This is a genomic window from Sphingomonas sp. (assembly GCF_032114135.1).
GTDB lineage: Bacteria > Pseudomonadota > Alphaproteobacteria > Sphingomonadales > Sphingomonadaceae > Sphingomonas.
The window spans coordinates 641,809-668,280 of sequence record NZ_DAMCTA010000001.1; the positions used below are offsets into that span (position 1 = coordinate 641,809).

Here is a 26,472-nt window from a genome sequence, read left to right on the forward strand (position 1 = left end):
GAGGGGCCCGCTGCCGAAGGCAGTGGGAGAGAGGGGGCGATTTGCAACGCAAATCGCGCGGCGCGTCCCGCGCCGCTCACCCTCTCCAAGCTTCGCTAGCCGCAGAAGCGGCAAGCTACGCTATCCTCCCCCGTCAAGGGGGAGGAGAATGGAGTAGGATGCCACCCGCATGACCCAGTATTTCCCCGGCTTCGGCAACCATGTCTCCACCGAGGCCGTGCCCGGCGCGCTGCCGATCGGCCGCAACAGCCCGCAGCGTCCGCCCTATGGCCTGTACGCCGAGCAGCTCTCCGGCACCGCCTTCACCGCGCCGCGCGCCGAGAACCGCCGCTCCTGGCTCTATCGGCTCCGCCCCAGCGCCGAGCATCCGCCATACCGGCCCTATGACGGTGCGCCGCGCTTCTCGCCGCACACCCCGGCCAAGCCGCTCGCGCCCAATCGCCTGCGCTGGGACCCGATCCCCGCTCCGCCCACGCCGGTCGACTGGATCGACGGCATGGAGACGATGCTGACGACCCGCGATCCCGCCGATCTGGAGGGCGTGGTCGTCCACCGCTACGCCGCCAATCGCGACATGGAAACGCGCGCCTTCGTCAACGCGGACGGCGAACTGCTCTTCATCCCTCAGGCCGGCGCGCTGGCGCTGCTGACCGAGCTCGGCCGGATCGACATCGCCCCCGGCCAGATCGCGGTGATCCCCCGCGGCATCCGCTTCCGCGTGCTGCTGCCCGAGGGCAGCGCCACCGGCTATGTCGCCGAGAATTACGGCGCGCCCTTCCGCCTGCCCGATCTCGGCCCGATCGGCGCCAACGGTCTCGCCAACCCGCGCGACTTCGAGACCCCCGCCGCCTGGTTCGAGGATCGCGACGACGCGTTCCATCTTGTGCAGAAGTCGTTGGCGAGTCTGTGGATAACCACCCTGCCGCACAGCCCGCTCGACGTGGTGGCATGGCATGGCAATCTCGCGCCCTATCGCTATGATCTCGCCCGATTCAACACGATGAACACGGTGAGCTTCGACCACCCCGACCCGTCGATCTTTACCGTCCTCACCTCGCCCAGCACCGTGGCCGGCCGCGCGAACGCCGATTTCGTGATCTTCCCGCCCCGCTGGATGGTGGCGGAGGACACGTTCCGCCCGCCCTGGTTCCACCGCAACGTGATGAGCGAGGCGATGGGGCTGATCCACGGCGCCTACGACGCCAAGGCGGAGGGCTTCGCGCCCGGTGGCCTCTCGCTCCACAACCTGATGGCCGGCCATGGTCCCGACGTCGCCAGCTGGCGCGGGGCGAGCAATGCCGAGCTCAAGCCGCACAAGATCGACGGCACCATGGCGTTCATGGTCGAGACCTGCTGGCCCTACCGCCCCACCGAGCATGCGCTGGACCACGCCCAGCCGGACTATGACGCGGTTTGGGAGGGCTTCCCCAAGGCACAGCTGCCGTGAAGCATTGCCCTGTTGCTCCTCCCCCCTTGCGGGGGAGGATAGCGAAGCTTGGCGCGTCAGCGCCTAGCGCAGCTTGGAGAGGGGGGCGATTTGCGCGCGCAAATCGCGCGGCGCGCTGCGCCGCTTCACCCTCTCCCGCTGCGACTAGGCAGCAAGCTGCCAAGTCTCGCGGCCTCCCCCGTCAAGGGGGAGGCAGGTAGGTGGACCGCCTCACCGCCACCCCCGCCGGCGTGAAGCTCGGCCCGCTGGCCCTGATCCCCGACGGCACTGCCCGCAACTTCGTGCTGGAGATGCGCGCCGGCCGCTTTCACGGCTTTGTCGTCCGCCGCGGTGCCCAAGTCTTCGGCTATGTCGATCGCTGCGCCCACATGCCGGTGCCGCTGACCCAGCAGCTCGACGCCTATCTTACCCCCGACGCCACCCATATCCAGTGCAGCTGGCACGGCGCGCTCTACACCGTGGAGGAGGGCCGGTGCGTCGGCGGCCCTTGCGTCGGCGCGCGACTGCTTCCATGGCCCGTGACAACAATCGACGGCATGATCGTGACCGTTGGAGAGGAACAAGCATGACCCCGGACTTCGACTTTGCCCTCGGCGATTCCGCCGACATGATCCGCGACACCACCGCGCGCTTCGCCCGCGACAAGATCGCGCCGCTCGCCGCGCGGATCGACGCCGAGGACTGGTTTCCCCGCAACGAGCTCTGGGCCGCGATGGGCGAGCTGGGCCTGCACGGCATCACCGTCCCCGAAGCCGACGGCGGCCTCGGCCTCGGCTATCTCGAACATGTCATCGCGTGCGAGGAAGTCGCCCGTGCCTCGGCCTCGGTCGGCCTCAGCTACGGCGCGCACTCCAACCTCTGCGTCAACCAGATCGCCCGCTGGGGCAATGCCGAGCAGAAGGCCAAGTACCTCCCCAAGCTGATCTCGGGCGAGCATGTCGGCAGCCTGGCGATGTCCGAGGCGGGCGCGGGGTCGGACGTCGTCTCGATGAAGCTCAAGGCCGAGAAGGTCCAGGGCGGCTATGTGCTCAACGGCACCAAATTCTGGATCACCAATGCGGCCTATGCCGACACCCTCGTCGTCTATGCCAAGACCGGGGAAGGCTCGCGCGGCATCACGACCTTCCTGATCGAGAAGGACATGCCGGGCTTCGCGATCGGCCAGAAGATCGACAAGATGGGGATGCGCGGCTCGCCCACGTCGGAGCTGGTGTTCACCGATTGCGAAGTGCCCGAAGCGAACGTGATGGGCCCGCTCAACGGCGGCGTCGCGGTGCTGATGAGCGGGCTGGACTATGAGCGCACGGTGCTCGCCGGCATCCAGCTCGGCATCATGCAGGCGTGCCTCGACGTGGTCCTGCCGTACCTGCGCGAGCGCAAGCAGTTCGGCCAGGCGATCGGCAGCTTCCAGCTGATGCAGGCCAAGATCGCCGACATGTATGTCGCGCTTAACTCGGCGCGCGCGTACGTATATGCCGTGGCGCGCAGCTGCGATGCGGGCAAGACCACGCGCTTCGACGCGGCCGGCGCGATCCTGCTCGCCAGCGAGAACGCCTTCCGCGTCGCCGGCGAGGCGGTGCAGGCGCTGGGCGGCGCCGGCTATACCAAGGACTGGCCGGTCGAACGCTTCCTGCGCGATGCCAAGCTGCTCGACATCGGCGCGGGGACCAACGAAATCCGCCGCATGCTGATCGGCCGCGAATTGCTGGGAGCGGCGTAACCTACGATGTCTGCTCCAGTTCTTCCCACGCAGGTCAACCCCGACAGCGACCAGTTCCGCGCCCAGGCGGCGCACCACCGCGCGCTCGCCGAGACGCTCCGCGCCGATGTCGCGCAGGCGGCGCTCGGCGGCAGCGAGTCTGCGCGCGCCAAGCATGTCGCGCGCGGCAAGCTGCTCCCCCGCGAGCGGGTCGAGCGGCTGCTCGATCCCGGCAGCCCGTTCCTCGAGATCGGCCAGCTCGCCGCCTGCGACCTCTATGACGGCGAAGTCCCCGGTGCGGGCGTGATCGCCGGCATCGGCCGCGTCTCGGGCCGGATGGTGATGATCGTCTGCAACGACGCCACCGTGAAGGGCGGCACCTATTACCCGATGACGGTGAAGAAGCATCTCCGCGCGCAGGAGATTGCCGAGGCCAACCGCCTGCCCTGCATCTATCTGGTCGACAGCGGCGGCGCCAACCTGCCGCACCAGGCCGAGGTGTTCCCGGACAAGGATCATTTCGGCCGCATCTTCTTCAACCAGGCGAACATGAGCGCCCAAGGCATCCCGCAGATCGCCTGCGTGATGGGCAGCTGCACCGCGGGCGGCGCCTATGTCCCCGCCATGTCCGACGAGAGCGTGATCGTCCGCAATCAGGGCACGATCTTCCTCGCCGGCCCGCCGCTCGTGAAGGCGGCAACGGGTGAAGAGATCAGCGCCGAAGACCTGGGCGGCGGCGACCTCCATGCCCGCCGCTCGGGCGTGGTCGATCATCTGGCGGAAAATGACGAGCACGCGCTGACCATCGTCCGCGACATCGTCAGCCACCTGCCGGCCGACCGCGTGCCCGATGTGGCGCTGAAGGACCCGCGCCCGCCCAGATATGCGCCGGAGGAGCTGTACGGCATCCTCCCCGCCGACGTCCGCGCGCCCTATGACGTGCACGAGGTGATCGCGCGGCTGGTCGACGGCTCCGAGTTCCACGAATTTAAGGCGCTCTACGGCAGCTCGCTGGTCTGCGGCTTCGCGCATATCTGGGGCATGCCGGTCGCGATTCTCGCCAATAACGGCGTGCTGTTCTCCGAAAGCGCGCAAAAGGGCGCGCATTTCATCGAGCTTGCCTGCCAGCGGCGTATCCCGCTGCTCTTCCTCCAGAACATCTCCGGCTTCATGGTCGGCGGCAAGTATGAGGCGGAAGGCATTGCGAAACATGGCGCAAAGCTGGTGACGGCGGTGGCGACGGCGACTGTGCCCAAGCTCACCATCCTGATCGGCGGCAGCTTCGGCGCGGGCAATTACGGCATGTGCGGCCGGGCCTATTCGCCCCGCTTCCTGTTCAGCTGGCCGAACAGCCGGATCAGCGTGATGGGCGGCGAGCAGGCGGCGAGCGTGCTGGCGACGGTCCACCGCGATGCCGCGGGCTGGTCGCCGGAGGAAGCGGAAGCGTTCAAGGCGCCGATCCGCCAGAAGTACGAGGACGAGGGCAACCCCTGGCACGCCACCGCGCGGCTGTGGGACGACGGCATCATCGATCCGGCGCAGACCCGCGACGTGCTCGGCCTCGCGCTGGCGGCAACGCTCAACGCGCCGATCCCCGAGCGCCCGCAGTTCGGCGTGTTCCGGATGTGAGCGGCGACGCGGCCCCTCCAATTCCTCCCCGGAACGGGGAGGGGGACCGCGCGGCACAGCCGCGTGGTGGAGGGGAAATGCCCGGAATCCTCCGCACGCCCCGGCGCGCGGTGGAACAGGCCCGCCAGGATCGCGCCAAGCTGGAACTGCCGGAAGTTTTGCTCTGGCAACAGCTGCGCAAGCGCCCGGGGGGCTTCAAGTTTCGCCGCCAGAACCCCCAGCTCGGCTATCGGATCGACTTCGCCTGCCTGGAGGCGCGGCTTGCGATCGAGGTAGATGGCGAGGCCCATGCACGGGGCGACCGGCCGGAACGTGACGCTCGCCGCGATAGCAGCCTCGAACATCGCGGCTTCGCAACGCTTCGCATTCCCGCCAGCGAGATTCTGCGAGACCTCGACGCCGTCCTGATTCACATCGTTCGCGCCTGCCGGGCGCGGCATCCCCTCCACCGCCGGCCTTCGGCCGGCGGTCCCCCTCCCCGTTCCGGGGAGGAATTTGAAGGCTGAACCATGCTCCTCACCCTCCTCGCCATCACCCTGGCCCCGCAGACCGCCGGCCTGCCGCCGCCCTCTGCAAATCCGCCGCGCAGTGTGCCGTCGCCCGCCAAGCTGCCGCCCGCCAACCCGCTCGCCCCGCCCGACGGCAGCGACGAGCGGGCCGTGCTCGCGACGGTCGACAAGCTGCTCGGCGGGATCAACACGCGCGATGCCGGTACGATCGGCGCCGTCCTCCTCCCGAGCGCCAGCGCAACGGTGGTTACCGACGCTGCCGATGGACCCAGCACCGTGCGCGCCCTGACCAACGCCGAACTGCTCGCCCGCTTCCAGCCCGGCCCCGAGACTTTCGACGAGCGCATCTCCAGCCCCGCGGTCGAAATCGACGGCGACATGGCGATGGTGTGGGCGCCGTACGTCTTTCGGCTGAACGGCAAGGTGCATCACTGCGGCACCAACCATGTCAGCCTGGTGCGCGAGAACGGCGGCTGGAAGATCGCCAGCTTGGCCTGGACCTCGCGCACCGCGGGCTGCCCGGCATGAGCCGCGACACGCTGTTCGTGCTCGACACCGATTGGGCCGACCCGGCCTATGGCGGCGACCGTCGCTTCTACTGCAAGGACTGCATCACCGTGGAGGGCCTGCTCGCCAGCTTCCCGGAGCGCGCCGCGAACATCGACGTGGTCCGCGTCGCCTGGCCGCGCCCGCGCGCCGCGGTGGCGGCGCGGCTGGGCGAGGAAAACCAGAAACTCCCCGCGCTCGCCTTTGCCGAGGGCGGCTTCGCCAACGACATCGAGGGCGTGCTCGCCGCGCTCCACACCCGCCACGGCTTTCCGGAGCGTCATCCGTGACGGGCTGTCCTACACACGCGGAATCTGCCTAGGCTCGGCCATGGCCAGCGAACCGCAACCCACCGTTATTTTCTTCATCGACATGCGCGAACTTCGTGAAGTTTGCGCGGTTCGGGAGCGCTTATAATGCTGAAATCGCTGCTCATCGCCAATCGCGGCGAAATCGCCTGCCGCATCATCCGCACCGCCCGCGCGATGGGTTTGCGCACAATCGCGGTCTATTCGGACGCCGACTCGAACGCGCTCCACGTCCGCCAGGCGGACGAGGCCGTGCATATCGGCCCCTCCCCGGCGCGCGAAAGCTATCTGGTCGGCGAGAAGATCATCGCGGCGGCCAAGGCGACTGGCGCCGAGGCGATTCATCCCGGCTATGGCTTCCTTTCCGAAAATGCCGACTTCGCCGAGGCGGTGCTCGCCGCCGGGCTGGTCTGGATCGGGCCGAAGCCGGACAGCATCCGCGCGATGGGCCTCAAGGACGCCGCCAAGGCGCGGATGATCGCGGCGGGCGTGCCGGTCACGCCGGGCTATCTCGGCGAGGACCAGAGCCCCGCGCGGCTCCAGGCCGAGGCCGATGCGATCGGCTATCCGGTGCTGATCAAGGCGGTCGCGGGCGGTGGCGGCAAGGGCATGCGGCGGGTGGAAAGCGCTGCCGAGTTCGCCGACGCGCTCGCCAGCTGCAAGCGCGAGGCGGCCTCCTCCTTCGGCGACGATCGGGTGCTGCTGGAGAAATACGTCCTCTCGCCCCGCCACATCGAAGTGCAGGTGTTCGGCGACACGCACGGCAATGTCGTCCACCTGTTCGAGCGCGACTGCTCGCTCCAGCGGCGCCACCAGAAGGTGATCGAGGAAGCCCCCGCCCCCGGCATGGACGCCGAGACGCGCGAAGCGATCTGCGCGGCGGCGGTGCGCGCGGCCAAGGCGGTCGATTATGTCGGCGCAGGCACAATCGAGTTCATCGCCGACGCCAGCGAAGGCCTGCGGGCCGATCGCATCTGGTTCATGGAAATGAACACCCGGCTCCAGGTCGAGCATCCGGTGACCGAGGAGATCACCGAGCAGGATCTCGTGGAGTGGCAGCTCCGCGTGGCGAGCGGCGAGCCGCTGCCCAAGCGGCAGGACGAGCTGGCGATCCACGGCTGGGCGATGGAGGCGCGGCTCTATGCGGAGGATCCGGCCAAGGGGTTCCTCCCCAGCGTGGGGCGACTGGAGATTTTCCGCCCGTCGGCGGACGTTCGCTACGAAACGGGCGTGGATGAAGGTGCGGAAATCACTGGCTTCTACGATCCGATGATCGCCAAGATCGTGGTGCATGCCGAGACCCGCGTCGAAGCTTGCGACGCGCTCGCTGAGGCATGCGCCGCGACCGACATCTTCCCGGTCAAGACCAACGCTCCCTTCCTCTGGCGAGCGCTGGATGACGAGGATTTTCGCGCCGCTCGCATCGATACCAGCTTTATCGCTGAGAAGGGCGACGTGCTGCTTCCGCCCGCGGAGCCAACCGAGGACATGATCAGGCAGGCCGCTGCGGCAGTGCTCGTTCAGGAGTATCATGGCGCACCCACCATGCTGTCAGGTCTGGACGACGACCTTTTAGGCGGGGGCCAGCCCAATCCGTGGCGCGGCGCAATCGGCTTCCGGTTGAATGCCCCACAGAACCGCCGCGTCGCCGTAGCCGTCGACGGGAAGGTCCACGTCACCGAATTGCCGGCCAACTGGCGGAGGGCTGCGGTCATTGCCGAGCCGGTTGCCGATGGGGTGGCGGTGAACGATGACGGCCTGTCCTTCCTCGCGTCGGTGCCGCGGGTCGGCCCGACCAGCGGTGCGGCAGCCGGCGACGGCGCCCTGCTCGCCCCTATGCCCGGCCGCATCACGGCGGTGGACGTTGCCCCCGGCGCGCAGGTCACCAAGGGCCAGCGGCTGGTCACGCTGGAGGCGATGAAAATGGAACATGCGCTCACCGCGCCGTTCGACGGCACCGTCGCCGAACTGCCGGTCAGCGCCGGCGGCCAGGTCACCGAAGGCACGCTGCTCGTGCGCGTGGAGAAAGCCGCATGATCTTCCGCGACGCCACCCTTGCCGACCTCCCCGCCATCGTCGCGATGCTCGACGATGACGACCTCAGCCGCGGGCGCGAGGACGCCTCGTTGCCGCTCGATCCGCGCTACGAGATGGCGTTCACCGATATCGATCGCGATCCCAACCAGCGGCTGGTCGTCGCCGAGCGCGACGGCGAGGTGATCGGCACGATGCAGCTGAGCTTCCTCCCCGGCATTGCCTTTCGCGGCGCCTGGCGCGGCCAGATCGAGGCGGTTCGCATCGCGGCGTCCGTTCGCGGTCAAGGACTTGGCGGGCAGATGATAGAATGGGCGGTAGCGGAGTGCCGCGCCCGGGGCTGTCGAATGGTCCAGCTCACCTCGATGCGTGACCGCGTCGATGCGCACCGCTTCTACGAGAAGCTCGGCTGGACCAAGAGCCACTACGGCTTCAAGCTCAAGCTCGATCAGGACCAAGGCTGATGGCACGCTTTTTCGACGAATGGCAGCTGGGCGACCGCATCGAGCATGCGCTGCGGCGGACGGTAACGGAGACCGACAATCTTCTGTTCACCGCGCTCACCCACAACACCCAGCCGCTGCACCTCGATGCCGAGGCGGCCCGCGCCTCCGAATTCGGGCAGATCCTGGTCAACGGCACCTATACGTTCAGCCTGATGATCGGCGTCACCGTGGCGGACACCACCGCAGGCTCGCTGGTCGCCAATCTCGGCTATGACAAGCTGGTGATGCCCAAGCCGGTGTTCCTCGGCGACACGCTGCGCGCTAGTTCCGAGGTGGTGGAGCTGCGCCCCAGCAAGTCGCGCCCCGGCCAAGGCATCGTCACCTGGCGGCACCAGATGCACAACCAGCGCGATGAACTGGTCTGCGAGTGCCTGCGATCGGCGTTGCTGCGCAGCCGTTCGGCCTGACGCGCGTTTGGCAGGGCATGCAACCATTCGACGTGATCGTGGTCGGCGGCGGGGCCGCCGGCATCGGAGCCGCCCGCACGCTGGCCGATGCCGGCAAGGACGTGCTGCTGGTCGAGGCGGACACCCGCCTCGGCGGGCGGGCGCGGACCGAGCATATCGACGGCATGCCGCTCGATCTCGGCGCCGGCTGGCTCCATTCGGCCGAGCACAACCCGTGGGTCGAGATCGCCGCGCTGCACGGCTTCGAACTCGACCAGACGCTGCCGCGATGGCGCGAGCAGTGGCGCGAACTCGGCTTCTCGGAGGCCGAGCAGCGCGACGCCGCCGGGGCCTATGACGCGTTCGAGACGCGGCTGCGCAAGGATCCGCCGCCCGGCGACCGCGCGGGGGCGGCGCTGGTGCCCGACAGCGCATGGAGCGCCTGGATCGATGCGATCAGCGGCTTCGTCAACGGCGTCGACACCGCCAAGCTCTCCATCGCCGACTATCTCGCCTACGAGGATGCGGCGACGGAGACCGACTGGCGCGTGCCCGCCGGCTATGGCGCGCTGGTGACGGCGCAGGCGGGCTGCCTGCGCACCGCGCTCGCCACGCCGATCACCGCGATCGACGGCTCCGGCACGCGGCTCAAGCTGCAGACCCCGCGCGGCACGCTGGAGGCGGCGCAGGCGATCGTCACCGTCTCGACGGATATCCTGGCCCGGGGTGATATCGGCCTTGCCGGCCATGATGAGGTGCTCCATGCCGCAGCCGCGCTGCCGCTGGGCCTCGCCGACAAGCTGTTTCTCGCGATCGACCAAGGCGCCGACGCGCTGGAAGCCAATGCGCATCTGCTCGGCGATCCATGCAGCGTCCTCACCGGCACCTATACGCTGCGCCCGTTCGGCCGGCCAATCATCGAAGCGATGTTCGGCGGAGAAGGCGCCCGGGAGATGGCCACGCGCGGGTTGCAGGGCGCGGCCGACTTCGCGATCGAGGAATTGTGCGGGCTGCTCGGCGGCCAATGGCGCAAACGGCTGCGGCTGCTCGCGGGATCGGCCTGGAGCCGGGAGACGCACATCCGCGGTGGCTACAGCCATGCCCTGCCCGGCCGGGCCTCGGCCCGGCAGATACTGGCGACCCCGCTAGATCCCCGTCTCCGCTTCGCTGGCGAGGCATGCTCGGCCACCGAATTCTCCACCGTGCACGGCGCCTACAAGACCGGCGTCGCCGCGGCGCGTGCGCTGCTCGGCTAGGCGGCCTTCCTGGCAGGCTCGGGATTGGAGAAGACCATGTCGTCGTCGATCCCGCCATATTTGAGCGCCAAGAGGTCGCGCGTGTAGCTCTGGTGGACCCGCCAGGGCTTGCGATGGCCCTGGCGCGGCAACAGGTGCACAGCGCGCTGGACATAGCCCGAGGTGAAATCGAGAAAGGGCTGCGGCTCGACCGGCGCAGAAGGCTGTGGGGTCGCCTGGCGCATGCCGCGCTTTGCCATCGCCGCCAACAAGCGCGTGACATAACGCGCGGTCAGGTCCGCCTTCAGGGTCCAGCTGGCATTGGTGTAGCCGAATGCGATCGCGAAGTTCGGCACGCCCGAGAACATCATGCCCTTGTAGGTCAGCCGCTGCGACCAATCGACCACCTCGCCATCCACCGTCACCGGCACGCCGCCCATCAGCTGAACTTCGAGCCCGGTGGCCGTGACCACCAGGTCGGCTGCCAGTTCACGTCCTGATTGCAGCTTGAGCCCGTCGGGGGTGAACCGATCGATATGATCGGTGACAACATCGGCCTTGCCCGCACGGATTGCCGCGAAGAGATCGGCATCGGGCACGAGGCAAAGCCGCTGATCCCAGGGCGCATAGCTTGGCGTGAAATGGGTGGCGACGTCATAGCCGGGGTCGAGCTCGCCGCGGACCATCTCGACCAGCCGTGCCTTGGCCTTGGCGGGATGCTTGCGCGCCAGGCCATAAAAATACTGGCCAAGCAGCACATTCTTCCACCGCGTCAGGCCATAGGCCGTCTTGGCCGGAAGGACCCGCCGCAGCCAGCCGGCAATGCGGTCCTGCGAGGGGCGGGAGACGACATAGCTGGGTGAGCGCTGCAGCATCGTCACGTGCGCAGCCTTGCGAGCGAGCTCGGGTACCAGCGTAACTGCCGTCGCCCCGCTCCCGACCACCACAACACGCTTGCCGGCATAGTCGATGTCCGGCGTCCAGAATTGCGGGTGGACGATGCGACCGTGAAAGTTCTCGCGACCTGCAAACGCCGGCAGATGCCCCCGGTCGTAGTTGTAATAGCCCGAGCAGAGAAACAGAAAGCTGCAGCTGAATTGACGGATCTGGCCGCCTGCCTCGACGGTGACCGTCCACAACGCCTCGTTGCTCGACCAAGCGGCAGCCACGACCTTGTGCCGGTAGCGGATGTGCTGGTCAATTCCGAATTCGCGCGCAGTGTCCGCCAGATAGCGCAGGATCGCGTCGCCGTCGGCGATCGCCTTGGCATCGGTCCATGGCCGGAACGGAAAGCCGAGCGTGTACATGTCGGAATCCGAGCGAATGCCGGGGTAGCGGAACAGGTCCCACGTCCCCCCCATCCGCTCGCGCCCTTCAAGGATCGCATAGGTACGGCCGGGGCTCTGCGTTTGCAGATGATAGCCCGCGCCGATCCCCGAGATCCCCGCACCGACGACGAGCACGTCGAAATGTTCGCGCATCTTATGCCTCTCCGGGAGGCATGGTTGCACGACTATCGGAGCCGCGCCACCTCAATAATCCCGCGAGTAGCGCAGCGTTGCACCCGAACCTCCGAACGAGCTCGTCTGCGACAGGACGCTGAGCGCCCGTGACAGCGATACCTCCAGCTGCGTCGCGGTGAAGCCGCGGGCATCGGTGATGATCTCGATATAGATATTGTTGGTAATGTACTTGCCCGCCGCCAGCGAGGTTCCGCGACCAGTGGTGTCGTCGGCACCCAGCACACGGAGACGGTCGATACCGGTTGCTGATTTGAGCTGGCCGAGGGGGTTCAGCCCGCCCCCGGTGGCGCGTAACGAGTTAAGCGCCGCCGCCAGCTGAATTGCCTCGGTGGCGGACAGGTTCGTCACGTTGGTGCCAAAGAACAGCCGCGCCAGCACCTCGTCCTGCGGCAGGGCGGGATTGGACGTGAAGGCGATCTGCGGCTTCTGCGCGGTGCCAGTGATGTTGAGGATCGCCGTCACGCCTTCCGCCGTGGTGTTCGCCGAGAGGTCGATCGTCGGGTTGGTCAGCTCCGCGCCCTGGAAGCTGATGATGCCCTTGGTCAGCTCGAATCGGCGGCTGGCAAAGCTGTAGGTGCCACGCACCACTTCCATCGTGCCGCGGATCTGCGGAGCGAGCGTCGTGCCGCCGATGGTGATGTTCGCCTGCCATTCGGACTCGAGGCCCATGCCGCTGACCATCAGGCGATTGTCGGCGCGGACACGGATGGCGAGATCGAAATTGCCGAAGGCGCGCGCCGGCTTCTTCGCCTGCGCCTGCTGGTTGGGATCGATATCGCCCTTGCGCCGCACGCCCGTCAGTTCGGGGATCTCGGCGGCACCCTGGCGGATGATCTGGTAGTTCGCCTCTGGAATGTTGATCTGGCCTTCGATCTTCTGGACGTCGGCGCTCTTGGTGATGGTCAGCGTGCCGCTCGCCGTCGCGCCCAGCGCCTCGCTGCGCGCCAGCCGGGCATTGTCGAGCTTGACGTTGATCGCCATCGGGAAGCCGTCCGCCGAGGACAGGCCGACCCGGCCGCTGGCGCTCACGCTGCCGTCGCCGGCGCGCGCGGTCGCTTGGTTGAGCACGAAGGCATCGTTGGAGAACTGGCCGTCGATCTTGAGGTTGATCAGCCGCGTGCCAGTGCCCTCATTGTCATAGGTCAGGTTGTCAGCGCGCACCACACCATTGAGCTGCGGGCGATCGACCCGGCCGCTGAAATCTGCCGCCATCCCGATCGCGCCGGTAAGCTGCTGGTTGGAGAGCCCAGCAAACGCAAAGGGAAGCGCCGCGGGGCCATTGTAGCGGATGCCGCCGGAGAGCGGCGCCGCCATCAATCGCTCCGTCCAGGTCCCCGCCCCCGCACCGAGCGGCCGCAGCGTCGTGACGACACGGCCGATGGTTTCGGTACCGCGGCGGATCAGCGCGCGCAGGTCGCCGCCGTCGGGCAGCAGCTTGCCGACCATGCTGATGTGCACCGGGGTCGAGACGCGAGCGAGGCTGGAGCGAGTGAGATCGTCGATCTCCAACCGCATGTCGGCGCTCGGGAAAGCATCGGCCGAGGTCTGGGCGAAGTCGAGGCTGCCGGTCGCAGTCCCGCCGATGCCAAGATCGGGTACGAACGCGTTGATGATCGCCAGGTCCAGCTTGTCGAGACGCGCCTGCAGCACCGTCCCGTCGCCATAGCGGCCAGCGAGGCGAACACTGCCCTGATCGAAGTCGATCTGGGTCGGCAACAGACGGTAAGTGCCGTTCTCGATGGCGATCCGTGCAACCTGGGGCGTGCGGAACTTCACGCCGCTCGCTTGGCCCTGGAGCGCCGCCGTCCATAGCGTAGGCGTCATCCGACCATTGAGCGCGACGTCGAACGCTACCCCAGAGGAGCCACTGGCCACCGCCTGCACCGTGCCATTGCCGCCGCGATAATCGATCTTGGCGCGCGCGGTGCGCAGCAGGAACTCGCCGCGCTTGAGGTTGGCGATCTGCACGTCGGCGACGATCTGCGGCTGGTCTGCCAGCACGATGCTCGCATTGGCGATCGCGCGACCGATGGTCAGTTCGGCGACGCCAGGGATGGCCGCGTTCGCGGCCGTGGCCCGCACATCGGCCCGCTGATATTTGCCTTCGGCGCCCAGCGTCGCGAGACCATCCACGCCCGATCCGCGGAACGTCAGTTGACCCGCGAAAGGCCCCGCGGGTGTCTGCTGGAGCTGGCCGGCAATGTCCATGCCGGCGAACCGCGCGGCGTTGACCTGGATCGCCAATGCCTTGCCGGTGCGGACCAGCACATCCGCGTTGAATGGCCCGTAATTGCTCTCGCCCGTGGCAGTGACCGCATAGGCATCGCCGCGACCGACCACCTTGGCCTCGACCTTGGCCAGGCCCACGCCCAACCCTGGCTTTTCGGCACGAAGCAGCAACTGCGGCGCGTTGAGCGTGCCGGTGACGCGGGCACTGAGCGGTCCATATTGATTGGATACGGCATCCGCGGTGAGCCGGATTGCGCCAGCGGGGTCATAGGTCCCCTGCCCGCGCAAAACACGGAACTGCGGTGCACGCAGCCGGACGTCGGCAATACCGATCACGCCCTTGGGATCGAGGTTGAGACGGGCGGACGCGACCGTGTTGCCGCCCAGGAAGTTGCGGACACCCTCGTTGAACAGCTTCCGTGACCGGCCCGCCACCTTGCCGCGAATGCCCCAGCCGCCACCGGGCGCCGTGTAGAGCTCGGCATCGGTATTGAGATCGACCACGCCCACGCCTGCGACGGTATAGTCGTTGATCCGGCCCTTGAGCGCGCCGGTATAGCGGCCTGTCGCCATGTCGGCGGCGACGATGGCGGTGGCGTCGATCTTGTCGGACTTCAGCCGAAGATTGTCGGAAAGAATGCGGCTGCCCGAGATGGCAATATCGCCATTCACCGTGACGTTGGTGACCAGCCCGCCCGCGGCGGCGTTGAGCCCGGAGACGCGCGCCGCCCTCGCACGCACCGGCACGAGGATGCGATCGGAATCCACCCGCGCGCGGCCTTCAGCGTAGAGCTGCTCGACTACCGTCTCGCCGAAGCCGATCGCGCCGGCGGAAAGCTTGTAATCGACCATCGGCGTCGCGAAGGCGCCTTCCAGCGCCAGCGAAGCGCGCACCGATCGCCCGACCAGCTTGGGTGCGATCGTCCCCGGCTTGAGCAGCAGCGCGTCGACATGGACGCCGTGAAACTGGTTGTTGCCGAGATCGACCAGGCCCTGCGCCTGCGCCGATAGCGCATCCGACCTGAGCTTGATCACGCCGTCGGCCTTGCGGTCCGCCCAGCGGAAATCGGTATCAAGCCGCAGGCCGGGCGCAGTCAGCCGCTCGACCGGCCCCTGCAGATACAGCCCGGGATGGGTCATGCCGCGAATCTGGAAACGGCCATTATCCGCGGTCACGTCAAGATCGGCGAGGCTACCGCCGCCAAGCGTCGCGACGCCCTTGCCGGCCCAGTGCTTCCAGTCGCCCGCACCCTGTACGCTCGCCATCAACGGCGCCTGGAGCTTGGCGAGACCGGCGACGAGGCCGCCCTTCGGGGCGTTCAGCCGAAGGTCGATGTCGAGGCGATTGGCCTGGGGTACCGCGTCGAGCTTGAGGGTCATCCGGTCCCCGCCAGCGACGCCGCGCGCTGCGATCGTGCCCGCATCTGCAACCAGCTGCGCGCGCCCGTCCGAGAGATGCGCCGAACCGCGCAATTGCGCGATGTGGCGCTGACCGTCCACCGCTGGTGCGATATCGATCCGCGCGACGTTCAGCCGCGCGATGTCGATGTTCAGATCGGGGAGCAGCGGCGCGTTGGGATCGCCAGAGGGCTTGAGTTCCGGCAGCCGCGCGAGCCGGATTTCCGGACTCTCCAGATTGCGGATATCGATGCGCTTCTTGAGATAGGAAAGCGGCCGCCAGTCGAGCTTGATCTCCTGCGCGGTGGCGAACACGCCCTTGGTGTCGCTCACGCGGACGTCGCGCAACACCATGCCGCCATAGATCGACCCGTCGATCCGGCCGATGCGGAAACCAAGCCCGGATTCGAGCTTGAGCCGGCCGAGTTGATCGGTGATCAACCGCCGCCCCGGCTGGGTGTCGAGCCCCAGCACCGCCAGCCCCGCCAGCGCGGCGAGCGACACCAGCCCGAGCGCCACCCACTGGGCGATCTTCATCCAAAGCGGCTTTCCGGTACGCACGACCGTGACGGTCTCGGTTTCAGGCACGTCGTCCACCATCAGAATGCCTGTCCGATCGAGATGTAGAGCGCAATCTTCGACTCGCCTTTCTTGCGGGCGATCGGTGTTGCGACGTCGACGCGCAGCGGGCCGAAGTTCGTGTAGAGCCGCCCGCCGATGCCTGCGCCGAAGCGCAGGTTGCGCCCGGTCGGCGCCGTAGCTTCATAGACCTGACCGGCATCAAGGAACGGCACGATGCCGTAATTGCCGAAGCGATAGCGCGCCTCGATCCCGAACTCGTTGAACGAACGGCCGCCAACCGGCTTGTCATCGGGCGACCTTGGGCCCAGCTCCTGATAGCCAAAGCCGCGGACCGAGCCGCCGCCGCCGCCATAATAGCGTCGCGAGGGCGGCAGGTCGTCGCGCGACACGCCGCTGATTGACCCCGCGCGCGCCCGGCCGGCCAGCACGATGCTGCTGGTGATCGGGTAGTAGCCGTCGACCTCCAGCATCATCCTGGCATAGGGGCGAACAGACCCACGCACCGAGGTTTCCGCGCTCAGATTGCCCTTGATGCGATAGCCGCGCGTCGGGTTGAGCAGGTCGTCCGATGTGTCATAGCCGAGGAACGTCGGGATCGCGGCGATCAGCCACGTGCCGCGATCGCGCTTTCCCAGACTGTAATTGTACCGGTCTTCGTTCGACCCGACGAGTTCGGCACCGTAATAATAGGTCCAGCGCTTCTGCCAGATCGGTGTGGAATCGCGCGAGATGCGCGCGGACAACGTGCTCGTGAACGCTTCGAACGCGTCATAATCCTGGTGATTGAGCGACGCGGTGACGAGAAAGGTACGGTCGCGCTTGCCGGCGTTGGAGCGGCGGAAGGTGGTGGTCAGCGCCTGCTCCTGCGTTCCGAGAATGCCGCTGACGGTAAGTGCGCCTTCGGGCGGGAACAGGTTGCGGTGCGCCCAGCTCGCCTGTGCCTTGATGCCCTGGCCCGTGCTGTATCCCAGTTCTCCGGCAAGCGTGCGCGCCTTGCCCGCGACCTGGCGCACCAGCAGGTCGACCTGCTCGGTGCCGTCCGGCCCCGGCTTGCCGGTGCGCTGCGGCTCCACCGAGACGGTGGAGAACAACCCGGTCGCGATCAGCGCCTGGCGCAAGTCGTCAACCTTGCGGCTGTCGTAGATCTGCCCTTCGCGGTAGCGGCGGAAGATATCGATATGCTCCGGCGTGAACACCTGGCGGCGTCCGGCCGTCTGGATCGCCCCGAAGCTGGCGCGCGGACCCAGCGTTACCGGCAGGGTATAGTCGCCGGTGTGGGTCGCATCATCGAGGACTATGTCGCGCTGACCCAGCGCGATGAAGGGATAGCCCTGCTGCGGCATGCGCAGCGAGACATTGGCCTCTGCACCCAGCACGCGATCGGCCTGGATCGGGTCGCCCGGATTGAGGTTGAGCTCGCGGTCCAGCAGCCCCGACGGGACGGTGGGATCGCTCTCGATCCGCACCGAGCCCAGCCGATACAGCTTGCCCGGCGAGGCGATGATCGTCGCGCGGAGGTTGCCCGAGTTGGGCGGATCCTGCGCGATCGAGGAGGACGCGGTGCCGTCATAATAGCCGAGCGACTTCATCAGCCGCAGCGCGAGCTTCTCATCCTCGCGCGCACGGGCGGTGACCATCGCGGCATTGCCTGCCTTCCCCTTTCCGTGCTGGAGCGCGGAAAGACTGCGGAATTCGTCGTCGAGCCGCAATTCGGCGAGCCCGTCCACCTCGGTCGTGTACCGGATCGTGGGCGCCTTTTCGCTGTCGTCGGCGACGTCGGCGACCGGTTCCACCTTGAACTCGGCGAGCGGCGGCAGGGGTGCCGCCATTTCGGGCGCTTCGGGGCCTGCCGCGGCGAAGCCCTGCTCGTCGACGACCATGGGGGTTTGCTGCGGCGGCGTGCCGGGCGCGGTCTGCACGGGCGAGGCGGCAGCGTTCGGCTTCGCGGTCCCCGGCTTCTGGAACCCGCCAAGCGGTTCCAGCGGCGCGTTGATATCGTCGCTCAGCTTGGGCAGCGCGTCCTCGAACGCCTTGTCGGTAACGATCGGCGCAGCCTGTTGCGGGTCGGCAGCGGTAGCATCCTGCCGGGATTGCGGTGCACCCTGCCCCGGCTTGGGATCGTTCAGCTGGGCATGCGCAATTGCTGGCACGAACCCCGCCCCGGCCAGCGCCGCGACCCAAACCACCCGAACCCCTTTACCCACGCGCCTCCTTCGGGAACCGCGATTGTATCCGGCCCTCCCACTCCCGTAACGGCCCGATGACGATTTGGCTCCCCGCTTCTTTCGTTCCACGCGAAGCTTGCGATCAACCGCAAGCTTCGTGCGTCTTGGCGCGCGCGCGATAGCGGTGCAGCAACGGCTCGGTATAGCCGTTCGGCTGGTCGACACCCTCAAAGATCAGCGCGCGAGCAGCCTGGAAGGCGAGGCTCTCCCCCTCCCTGCCAGCCATCGGCTGATACAGCGGATCCTCGGCATTCTGCGCATCTACTTTCGCAGCCATGCGCCGCAGCGCCGCATCGACCTGCTCGGCCGTTGCGATACCGTGCAGCAGCCAATTGGCGATATGTTGCGAAGAGATGCGCAGGGTCGCGCGATCTTCCATCAGCCCAACGTCGTGCATGTCCGGCACCTTGGAGCAGCCGATGCCCTGATCGACCCAGCGGACGACATAGCCCAAGATCCCCTGGGCATTGTTGTCCAACTCGCGCTCGATCGTCTCGGCGCTCCAGTTGCGCCCCTCCGCGAGCGGCACCTTCAGCAACGCAGCGAGCGACGGCACCTCCGCGGGCAGCGCACGCTGGCAGGCGGCGACGTCGACCAGATGATAATGCGTAGCGTGAAGCGTCGCGGCGGTAGGGCTCGGCACCCAGGCGGTGGTGGCGCCGCTCTTTGGATGGGCAATCTTCTGCGAGAGCATGTCGGCCATGCGATCGGGCGCCGCCCACATGCCCTTGCCGATCTGCGCGCGCCCGGCCAGCCCGCAATCGAGCCCGATGCGGACGTTGCGCGCCTCATAGGCGGCGATCCAGGACTCTGCCTTCATCTCGCCCTTCGGCACCATCGGCCCCGCCCGCATGCTGGTATGAATTTCGTCCCCGGTACGATCGAGGAAGCCGGTATTGATAAAGAACAGCCGGTCCTTGAGCGCGTGGATGCAGGCGGTGAGGTTGGCGGAGGTGCGCCGCTCCTCGTCCATCAGCCCGATCTTAATCGTATTGGGGGCGAGGCCGAGCAGCCTTTCCACCGCGCCGTACAGCCGATTGGCGAAGGCACATTCGTCGGGCCCGTGCATCTTCGGCTTCACGACATAGATCGAGCCTGCTCGGCCGTTGCGGAATCGGCCCAGGCCCTTCACGTCGTGCAGCCCGATCGCGCCGGTGACGATCGCGTCGAGGATGCCCTCCGGGGCCTCGCTGCCGTCGGGCAGCAGCACTGCCGGCGTCGTCATCAGGTGCCCGACATTGCGGACGAGCAGCAGCGCGCGACTAGGCAGCGCAGTGCCGTCGGCCAGCACGCGATCGGGCGCGAGCGTGCGGGTAAGACTGCGACCGCTTTTCTCGAACGTCTCCGCGAGATCACCGCGCATCAGCCCCAGCCAATTGGCGTAGCCGAGAACCTTGTCCGCGGCGTCGATGGCGGCGACCGAGTCCTCCAGGTCGATGATCGCGGTCAGTGCCGATTCGAGCAAGACATCGGCGACATGCTCGGGATCGTCGCGGCCGATCGGGTGGCCGGGATCGCGCACGATCGCGAAGTGCAGCCCGCTGGCACCGCGATAATAGACGGTCTGTCGTCCACCCTCCGTCGCGCCGCCGATTTCCGTGGCGGACGGCAGGGTCCGGTCGAGAAATGCCCGTGCCCACGCGATCACCTGCGCGCCGCGGGCTGCATCATAGCCATCGGCCTTTGCCATCCCCGGAATGGCATCGGTGCCGTACAACGCGTCGTACAGGCTGCCCCATCGCGCGTTGGCGGCGTTGAGCACGAAGCGCGCATTGAGTGCCGGCACCACCAGCTGTGGCCCGGCGAGTGTCGCGATCTCCGCATCGACCTGTTCGGTGGCGATAGCGAACGGCGCGGGTTCGGGCACCAGATAGCCGATCTCGCGGAGGAACGCCTCGTCCGCCGCCGCGCCGCTCGCCAGCCGGGCATCGATCGCCGCCTGCAGCGTATCGCGCCTGGCCAGCAGATTGCGATTTATCGGCGCATGCTCGGCGAAGATCGCTGCGACGCCCGCCCAGAATCCGTCGGCATCGATGCCGAGCGGCGGCAGCACTGCCTCCTCGACGAAGCGCACCAGCGTGGTGGCAACCTGCAGTCCGGCGCGATCGGCATAGTCAGTCAACGGAGTCCTCCTTGCGGTTCTTCGCTACACGCCTGGGGAGGGCTGGACTTGCTTAGGCGAGGCCATATGGCAGGATCAACCCCCGTCGAATGCCGTAACCGCCGCTTCGATGCGTTCGAGCATCGCGGCTAATTGTTTCTTCTCTTCGTCAGAGAAGCTTGCAAACAGGCGTCGCTCCAGTTCGAGCGCCTTGGGAGCGACTTGCTCGTACAGCTGCCACCCTTCCGGGGTGAGCGCGACGAGGTGCGAGCGCTGGTCGATCGGATTTGCCGCACGTGCGATCAGGCCGCGCTCGACCAGGCCGATCGCCGCGCGACTCACCGTTACCTTGTCCATCCGGGTCCGGCCGCACAGCGCCTGCTGGCTCATCGCGCCGCCCTCGGCCAACACCGCGACGAGACGCCATTCCGGAATGCGCAATCCGAAAAGGTTCCGATAGGCGGTGGCTACAGCGTCCGACACCGCATTGGAAGCAATCGACATTCGATAGGGTAGAAAGTCGTTTAATTTCAATGCAGTCATCTAGCCCCCTAAGATCAAGTTAACCTTTACGCACGTGACAACGCTGGCAGGTTGCATTTTTTGCAATGATACGGGTAACAGTTCGCACTTGCAGCAGATGCCCCTGCGGTGCAGAAAGATCGGGCCTTTCAGGCATCCTCTCCTAAGACTTTCAAAGGCCGTCCTTCGGGGCGGCCTTTTTTTTGGCCCGCACTATACCGGCGATCAATGCTCGATCGGTGCCAGTTGCCACGTCATACCCTCCCCTGCCGCAGTAGGCGGCGGCACTAGTTGCGGTGCCAGCCACACCGCCCAAGCCCCCAGTGCCAGCATCACGCCGAAAGGCAGTCTGTCGCTTACCCGCACACGCCGCCCCTCCACCAGCATCGTCAGCACCGCCGCCAGACCGATCAGGCTCGCGGCGAGCAACACCATCGGCAGATTCTCCCAGCCTAGCCAACAGCCTATTGCCCCGAACAGCTTGGGGTCGCCGCCTCCAAGCCCCTGTCGACCGCGAAGCGCCTTATAGCCCCGCGCCACCAGCCACAGCACCGCGAAGCCGGCGACTCCGCCGATCACACGCTCGGGCAGCGGCTCTCCGATCTCGAGCGCGCCCACGCCCAGTCCGGCGATGGCGAGCGTGGCATTGAGCCCATTCGGCAACCAGAACGCCGCCAGGTCCAACGCCGCCAGCGCCAGCAGCAACCAGCCGAATACCGCGCCTGCGGCTCCCTCGACGCCCGGCGCGGCGAGCCCCGCGATCAGCCCGAGCGCCATTCCCGTGACCTCCGTCAGCCAGTGGCTGGGTGCAATGCCGGCCGAGCAGTGGCGGCATCGCCCCCGCTGCAGCAGATAACTAAGCACCGGCACCAGTTCGGTCGCGCGCAGCGGTGCCCCGCAGGTATCGCACGCTGATCGGCCGCGGGCCACGCTCCGCCCCTCGGGCCAGCGGATCGCGATCGTGGCAATGAAGCTGCCGAACACCGCGCCCAGCAGGCCGAGCAGTATCGGCCACCCCCAGAGGCCTACCGGTGTCATGCGGGAGTCGAACGCCGATCGGGGCGTCGCGTTCTAAGAAGTCGGCGCTCTATATGCACCACGTCTTCCTGCGGGAACCTCCCGGCTTTTGCAAACCCGACGCCGACCCCCTAGATCGGCGCAAACATCACGAGAGGAACCTGCATGTCCGCCGACCCCATCGTCATCCTGTCCTATGCCCGCACGCCGATGGGGGGCTTCCAGGGGAGCCTGGCGGACGCCTCGGCCACTGATCTCGGCGCCACCGCAGTTGGCGCCGCGGTCGAGCGGGCGGGGCTGAAGGGCGATGCGATCGAGCGCATCTATATGGGCTGCGTGCTCCCCGCCGGGCTCGGCCAGGCCCCCGCCCGCCAGGCCGCGCTCAAGGCCGGGCTGCCCCAGCACATCGAGGCGACGACGATCAACAAGATGTGCGGATCGGGCATGCAGGCGACGATCATGGCCGCCGAGGCACTTGCCGCGGGCTCGGTCGACCTGCTGATCGCCGGCGGCATGGAGAGCATGACCAACGCGCCCTATCTCTCGATGCGCCACCGCAGCGGCGCCCGTATTGGACATGACGTACTCAAGGATCACATGTTCCTCGACGGGCTGGAGGACGCCTATGAGCCGGGCCGGCTGATGGGCAGCTTCGCCGAGGAGACGGCGAAGGAGTATCAGTTCACCCGCGAGGCGCAGGACGCTTTCGCCATCGCCAGCCTGGAGCGCGCCCGGGCAGCGCAGACCAGCGGCGCCTTCGATCGCGAAGTCGTGCCGGTCGAGCTGCGGGGTCGAAAAGGTATGGTGACGGTGGCGCTCGACGAGCAGCCGACCAAGGCCGATCCGGCCAAGATTCCGACGCTCAAGCCCGCTTTCGCCAAGGATGGCACGATCACCGCGGCGAATGCCTCGTCGATTTCCGACGGCGCGGCGGCGTTGGTGCTGGCGCGTGCTTCGGTGGCGGAAAGGCTGGGGCTGACCCCGATCGCACGGATCGTCAGCCATGCCGCCCACGCCCATGCGCCCGCGCGCTTCACCACGGCGCCCGTGTTCGCGATGCGCAAGGCGCTGGAGAAGGCGGGCTGGGAAACGGGGGACGTCGACCTGTTCGAGGTCAACGAGGCGTTCGCTTGCGTGACGATGATCGCGATGCAGGAACTCGGCCTCAGCCATAACGCGGTGAACGTGCATGGCGGCGCCTGCGCGCTGGGCCACCCGATCGGCGCGAGCGGCGCGCGGGTGCTGGCGACGCTGCTCTCGGCGCTGGAGACCAAGGGGCAGAAGCGAGGGCTGGCTTCCCTCTGCATCGGCGGCGGCGAGGCGACCGCGGTTGCGGTGGAACTGATGGATTGAAGCGGACTATAGCCCCTCCCCTTCAGGGGAGGGGTTGGGGTGGGGCAGTGTCTCACCGAGACCAACAGACGTTCTGGAATCCCTCCACCCCCAACCCCTCCTCCAAGGAGGAGGGGCTCGATGTTGAACGCTACCGCACCGTCTCGCCCGGCTCCGTCCCCCATATCCGCGCCTGCTCGACATAGCCTGCGCGCCCGGTGGCATCGAACCAGCACCAGCCGCCGCTGCACGCGCTGATCTTGCCGACCACCCCCGGCGCCGCGCGCCAGCTGATGTGCGAATCGCCCGAGGGGCTGCTGTGCAACTCGGCGATGCCGCCGGCGACGATCGCGGTGCGCTTGTCATCGAGCAGATTGGCCTGCATCCAGCCCTCTGCGCCGTCCGGATCGCGTACCTTCACCCAGGCGCCATAGCTGGCGAGCACCTTTACCGGCAGTCCGCGCCGCTGGTAGAACCAGTTGGTCGGATAGTTGCGCCCCGGCCCGGTGCGCATCCGTGCCTTGCTCGCCTTGAGCGAGGCATAATAAGGCGGCTTGCGCTCCGCATGCGCGGGGGTGGCCAGCGCGACGAGCGCCAAGGCCGAAAGTCCGATCGAGAAACGCCGCTGCTGCATGCGCCGTCTATCGACCAGCCGGCCCCGCGCTTCAACCGTTGACTGTATCGACGCCACCGGCCAATCCTTTGCCATGGCCGATCCCAAGCGACCGTCCCGCCCCCGGGTGATGCTCACCCGCGCGCTGCCGCAAGCCAGCGAGGCGCGGATGGCGGCGTTGTTCGACTCGGTCCCCAATCCCGACGACGCGCCCATGGACGTTTCCGCGCTGACCGCCGCCATGGCGGATGCGGACGTGCTGGTGCCGACCGTCACCGACCGCATCACCGCCGACCTGCTCGCCGCCGCACCCGAGCGGCTGCGATTGATCGCCAATTATGGCGCGGGCGTCGGCCATATCGACCTCAAGGCCGCGCGCGCCCGCGGCATCGTCGTCACCAACACGCCGGGCGTGCTGACCGACGACACCGCCGACATGGCGATGGCGCTGATCCTCGCGGTGCCACGGCGGCTGGTCGAGGGCGACAAGCTGGTCCGCTCGGGCGCCTGGCGCGGCTGGAGCCCGACCAGCATGCGCGGCCATCGCATCGGCGGGCGCAAGCTCGGCATCCTCGGCATGGGTCGGATCGGCCAGGCGGTGGCGCAGCGCGCACGGGCCTTCGGGCTGCAGATCCATTATCATGGGCGACACCGCGTGCACGAGGTGCTCGAGCATCAGTTGGGCGCTACCTATCATGACGATCTCGATGCGATGCTCGAAGCGATCGACATCCTGACAATCCACACTCCGCATACCGCCGCCACGGCCGGGCTGATCGATGCCCGGCGGTTGGACCTGCTCGGCCCGGACGCCTGGCTGGTCAACACCGCACGCGGGGAGATCGTCGATCCGGAGGCGCTAGTAGCAGCGCTGCAGGAACGCCGCCTCGCCGGCGCCGCGCTCGATGTTTATGTCGATGAACCCAATGTCGATCCGCGGCTGATCTCGCTGGAGAATGTCGTGCTGTTGCCGCATCTTGGCTCGGCGACCTTCGAGGCGCGCGAGGCGATGGGGATGAAGGTGATCGCCAATATCCGCAGCTGGGCAGACGGGCATCGTCCGCCGGACCAGGTGTTTGAGGGGTGGTTGTGAGTCCAACTTCTTAGGCCCCTTCTCCTTGGAGGAGGGGTTGGGGGTGGAGGGATTCCAGACCAGAGGTTGGTCTCGGTGAGACCCTGCCCCACCCCAACCCCTCCCCTGAAGGGGAGGGGCTTAGTTTCGTGATATCAATCCCCCGTCAAAATCCGGTCGACCAGCTGCTTCACCGTCGGCACGAACCCGTTCGAATAGAAGGGATCGCGCTTGAAGTTGTACGCGGCATGGCCCGCGAACATCAGGTTCTGGTCGGTGTCACCGCCATGGGCGATGTCCTGCAGCGTCTTCTGGATGCAGAAGCTGCGCGGGTCGGCCAGGCGGCCGGTCGAGTTGGTCTCGGTATCCGCCCAGGACGAGAAGGCGCACTGGCTGAGGCAGCCCATGCAGTCGGCCTGGTCCTTGCGGATGATCTGCTGGTCCTCGGGCGTCACGAACACCAAGGTGTTATCCGGGGTCTTGAGCGCGCTGGTAAAGCCGAGGCCGTGCCACTCGCGCGCGCGCAGCAGGTCGTTGCGCGTCACCCAAAAATTCTTGCCCTTCACGCCCACATCGAGCTGGAAGGTATGGTCCCCCGCCGCCTCGGTCGAATAGGGGATCTGGCGTTCCGAGCGGGCTTCCAGGTGGCGCAGGAACGGGTTGCGCACCGCGCTGGAGTAGAAGCCGGTCGGCGAGAAGCGGTGCAATAGCACGTCTCCTTCCTCGATCTCCATCAGCTTGGCCTTCCAGCCCTCGGGGATCGGGCTTTCCTGCGTGAGCAGCGGACGCGTGCCGAACTGGAAGGCGATCGCACCCAGCTCGGGATTGTCGATCCAGTCGTTCCAGTCGCGCAGATACCAGACGCCGCCGGCCATCACGATCGGCACGCTGTCCGGCAGCCCGCCTTCGCGCATCACGTCACGCAGCGCCTTGACGCGGGGATAGGGGTCCTGCGGGGCGCGCGGGTCCTCGGCGTTGGACAGGCCGTTATGCCCGCCGGCGAGCCAGGGATCCTCATAGACCACCGCCGCAAGCCATTCCTGCGCCTTGGAGTATGCCCGCTTCCACAGCGCGCGGAAGGCGCGGCCCGAGCTGACGATCGGCAGGTAGCTCACCTCATGGTGCGCCGCGATCTCGCTGAGCTTGTAGGGCATGCCCGCGCCGCAGGTGACGCCCGCCACCATGCCCTTGGTCCGCTCCAACACGCCCTGGAGGACGCGCTGCGCGCCGCCCATTTCCCAGAGCACGTTGATGTTGATCGCACCCTTGCCGCCGGCGATCTCGAAGGCGCGCTTCACCTGCTCGACGGCGCCTTCGATGGCGTATTGGATCAGCTCTTCATGGCGCTCGCGACGCGTGAGGGCACGGTAGATCTGCGGGATGATCTTGCCATCCGCATCATAGCTGTCGGCGTTGACCGCGCTTACCGTGCCGATGCCGCCCGCGGCCGCCCAGGCCCCCGCGCTTGCATGGTTGGTCGCTGCGACGCCCTTCCCACCCTCGACCAGCGGCCAGACTTCACGGCCGTTATAGCTGATGGGCGAAAGACCCTTGAACAC

General features: G+C 67.4%; 21 protein-coding genes. 13 read left to right on the plus strand and 8 right to left on the minus strand.

All coding sequences use genetic code 11. The features are described from left to right. Positions 1–169: 169 nt before the first annotated feature. From hmgA to RT655_RS03170, 11 genes are all read left to right on the plus strand, one after another. Complete coding sequence (hmgA, locus tag RT655_RS03120; protein WP_313534927.1) at positions 170–1,447, plus strand: homogentisate 1,2-dioxygenase; 1,278 nt, start codon at positions 170–172, stop codon at positions 1,445–1,447. Positions 1,448–1,647: 200 nt separating this feature from the next. Then, positions 1,648–2,016, plus strand: coding sequence for a Rieske (2Fe-2S) protein (locus RT655_RS03125; protein WP_313534928.1), 369 nt, complete (start codon positions 1,648–1,650; stop codon positions 2,014–2,016). Next, positions 2,013–3,167, plus strand: a complete 1,155-nt coding sequence (locus RT655_RS03130) for an isovaleryl-CoA dehydrogenase (RefSeq protein WP_313534929.1) — start codon at positions 2,013–2,015, stop codon at positions 3,165–3,167. Before RT655_RS03125 ends, RT655_RS03130 begins: the two co-directional genes overlap by 4 nt. A 6-nt stretch (positions 3,168–3,173) precedes the next feature. After that, on the plus strand, positions 3,174–4,775 hold the full coding sequence (locus RT655_RS03135) for a carboxyl transferase domain-containing protein (RefSeq protein ID WP_313534930.1): 1,602 nt from the start codon (positions 3,174–3,176) through the stop codon (positions 4,773–4,775). Positions 4,776–4,852: 77 nt separating this feature from the next. Further along, a complete protein-coding gene (locus tag RT655_RS03140; protein ID WP_313534931.1) occupies positions 4,853–5,281 on the plus strand; it encodes an endonuclease domain-containing protein in 429 nt (142 codons plus the stop codon). A 3-nt stretch (positions 5,282–5,284) separates the two neighbouring features. Next, positions 5,285–5,812, plus strand: a complete 528-nt coding sequence (locus tag RT655_RS03145; protein WP_313534932.1) for a nuclear transport factor 2 family protein — start codon at positions 5,285–5,287, stop codon at positions 5,810–5,812. Continuing rightward, positions 5,809–6,120, plus strand: a complete 312-nt coding sequence (locus tag RT655_RS03150; protein WP_313534933.1) for a DUF3088 family protein — start codon at positions 5,809–5,811, stop codon at positions 6,118–6,120. The genes RT655_RS03145 and RT655_RS03150 overlap by 4 nt, the downstream gene beginning before the upstream one ends. A gap of 126 nt (positions 6,121–6,246) precedes the next feature. After that, entirely contained in the window at positions 6,247–8,175 is a 1,929-nt protein-coding gene (locus tag RT655_RS03155; RefSeq protein ID WP_313534934.1) for an acetyl/propionyl/methylcrotonyl-CoA carboxylase subunit alpha, read from the plus strand. Next, positions 8,172–8,636: a GNAT family N-acetyltransferase gene (locus tag RT655_RS03160; RefSeq protein ID WP_313534935.1), complete on the plus strand. Its 465-nt coding sequence runs from the start codon at positions 8,172–8,174 to the stop codon at positions 8,634–8,636. The genes RT655_RS03155 and RT655_RS03160 overlap by 4 nt, the downstream gene beginning before the upstream one ends. Further along, positions 8,633–9,085 carry a MaoC family dehydratase gene (locus RT655_RS03165; protein ID WP_313536889.1) on the plus strand — a complete coding sequence of 151 codons (453 nt, stop codon included), beginning with the start codon at positions 8,633–8,635 and terminating at the stop codon, positions 9,083–9,085. The genes RT655_RS03160 and RT655_RS03165 overlap by 4 nt, the downstream gene beginning before the upstream one ends. Before the next feature lie 17 nt (positions 9,086–9,102). Continuing rightward, positions 9,103–10,320: an FAD-dependent oxidoreductase gene (locus RT655_RS03170; protein ID WP_313534936.1), complete on the plus strand. Its 1,218-nt coding sequence runs from the start codon at positions 9,103–9,105 to the stop codon at positions 10,318–10,320. On the opposite strand, the gene RT655_RS03175 is transcribed toward RT655_RS03170, so the two are convergent. The 6 genes from RT655_RS03175 to RT655_RS03200 all read right to left on the minus strand — a co-directional run bounded on the left by RT655_RS03175 (position 10,317) and on the right by RT655_RS03200 (position 21,917). Beyond that, positions 10,317–11,780, minus strand: coding sequence for an NAD(P)/FAD-dependent oxidoreductase (locus RT655_RS03175; RefSeq protein ID WP_313534937.1), 1,464 nt, complete (start codon positions 11,778–11,780; stop codon positions 10,317–10,319). The two genes, RT655_RS03170 and RT655_RS03175, sit on opposite strands and share 4 nt — an antisense overlap. Positions 11,781–11,831: 51 nt before the next feature. Next, positions 11,832–16,049: a translocation/assembly module TamB domain-containing protein gene (locus RT655_RS03180; RefSeq protein ID WP_313534938.1), complete on the minus strand. Its 4,218-nt coding sequence runs from the start codon at positions 16,047–16,049 to the stop codon at positions 11,832–11,834. Beyond that, a complete protein-coding gene (locus RT655_RS03185; protein WP_313534939.1) occupies positions 16,049–18,235 on the minus strand; it encodes a BamA/TamA family outer membrane protein in 2,187 nt (728 codons plus the stop codon). Before RT655_RS03185 ends, RT655_RS03180 begins: the two co-directional genes overlap by 1 nt. A 103-nt stretch (positions 18,236–18,338) precedes the next feature. Then, on the minus strand, positions 18,339–20,378 hold the full coding sequence (locus RT655_RS03190; protein ID WP_313534940.1) for a malate synthase G: 2,040 nt from the start codon (positions 20,376–20,378) through the stop codon (positions 18,339–18,341). A 75-nt stretch (positions 20,379–20,453) separates the two neighbouring features. Further along, on the minus strand, positions 20,454–20,900 hold the full coding sequence (locus RT655_RS03195) for a MarR family transcriptional regulator (protein ID WP_313534941.1): 447 nt from the start codon (positions 20,898–20,900) through the stop codon (positions 20,454–20,456). Positions 20,901–21,104: 204 nt separating this feature from the next. Continuing rightward, positions 21,105–21,917: an A24 family peptidase gene (locus RT655_RS03200; RefSeq protein ID WP_313534942.1), complete on the minus strand. Its 813-nt coding sequence runs from the start codon at positions 21,915–21,917 to the stop codon at positions 21,105–21,107. Between the two features lie 144 nt (positions 21,918–22,061). Between RT655_RS03200 and RT655_RS03205 the strand changes: the two genes are divergently transcribed. Then, on the plus strand, positions 22,062–23,249 hold the full coding sequence (locus tag RT655_RS03205; protein ID WP_313534944.1) for an acetyl-CoA C-acyltransferase: 1,188 nt from the start codon (positions 22,062–22,064) through the stop codon (positions 23,247–23,249). Positions 23,250–23,379: 130 nt separating this feature from the next. On the opposite strand, the gene RT655_RS03210 is transcribed toward RT655_RS03205, so the two are convergent. Next, entirely contained in the window at positions 23,380–23,862 is a 483-nt protein-coding gene (locus RT655_RS03210) for an SH3 domain-containing protein (protein WP_313534945.1), read from the minus strand. Between the two features lie 73 nt (positions 23,863–23,935). Here RT655_RS03210 and RT655_RS03215 point away from each other — a divergent pair, with 73 nt between their 5' ends. Continuing rightward, complete coding sequence (locus tag RT655_RS03215) at positions 23,936–24,934, plus strand: D-glycerate dehydrogenase (protein WP_313534946.1); 999 nt, start codon at positions 23,936–23,938, stop codon at positions 24,932–24,934. Positions 24,935–25,068: 134 nt separating this feature from the next. On the opposite strand, the gene RT655_RS03220 is transcribed toward RT655_RS03215, so the two are convergent. After that, positions 25,069–26,472, minus strand: coding sequence for a nitronate monooxygenase (locus RT655_RS03220; protein WP_313534947.1), 1,404 nt, complete (start codon positions 26,470–26,472; stop codon positions 25,069–25,071).

Bases quoted from the DNA above. Each gene is read 5' to 3' on its own strand.
- hmgA (WP_313534927.1), top strand. From the start codon at position 170: ATGACCCAGTATTTCCCCGGCTTCGGCAACCATGTCTCCACCGAGGCC.
- RT655_RS03130 (WP_313534929.1), top strand. From the start codon at position 2,013: ATGACCCCGGACTTCGACTTTGCCCTCGGCGATTCCGCCGACATGATC.
- RT655_RS03135 (WP_313534930.1), top strand. From the start codon at position 3,174: ATGTCTGCTCCAGTTCTTCCCACGCAGGTCAACCCCGACAGCGACCAG.
- RT655_RS03140 (WP_313534931.1), top strand. From the start codon at position 4,853: ATGCCCGGAATCCTCCGCACGCCCCGGCGCGCGGTGGAACAGGCCCGC.
- RT655_RS03145 (WP_313534932.1), top strand. From the start codon at position 5,285: ATGCTCCTCACCCTCCTCGCCATCACCCTGGCCCCGCAGACCGCCGGC.
- RT655_RS03150 (WP_313534933.1), top strand. From the start codon at position 5,809: ATGAGCCGCGACACGCTGTTCGTGCTCGACACCGATTGGGCCGACCCG.
- RT655_RS03155 (WP_313534934.1), top strand. From the start codon at position 6,247: ATGCTGAAATCGCTGCTCATCGCCAATCGCGGCGAAATCGCCTGCCGC.
- RT655_RS03160 (WP_313534935.1), top strand. From the start codon at position 8,172: ATGATCTTCCGCGACGCCACCCTTGCCGACCTCCCCGCCATCGTCGCG.
- RT655_RS03170 (WP_313534936.1), top strand. From the start codon at position 9,103: ATGCAACCATTCGACGTGATCGTGGTCGGCGGCGGGGCCGCCGGCATC.
- RT655_RS03175 (WP_313534937.1), bottom strand. From the start codon at position 11,780: ATGCGCGAACATTTCGACGTGCTCGTCGTCGGTGCGGGGATCTCGGGG.
- RT655_RS03180 (WP_313534938.1), bottom strand. From the start codon at position 16,049: ATGGTGGACGACGTGCCTGAAACCGAGACCGTCACGGTCGTGCGTACC.
- RT655_RS03195 (WP_313534941.1), bottom strand. From the start codon at position 20,900: ATGACTGCATTGAAATTAAACGACTTTCTACCCTATCGAATGTCGATT.
- RT655_RS03200 (WP_313534942.1), bottom strand. From the start codon at position 21,917: ATGACACCGGTAGGCCTCTGGGGGTGGCCGATACTGCTCGGCCTGCTG.
- RT655_RS03205 (WP_313534944.1), top strand. From the start codon at position 22,062: ATGTCCGCCGACCCCATCGTCATCCTGTCCTATGCCCGCACGCCGATG.
- RT655_RS03210 (WP_313534945.1), bottom strand. From the start codon at position 23,862: ATGCAGCAGCGGCGTTTCTCGATCGGACTTTCGGCCTTGGCGCTCGTC.
- RT655_RS03215 (WP_313534946.1), top strand. From the start codon at position 23,936: ATGGCCGATCCCAAGCGACCGTCCCGCCCCCGGGTGATGCTCACCCGC.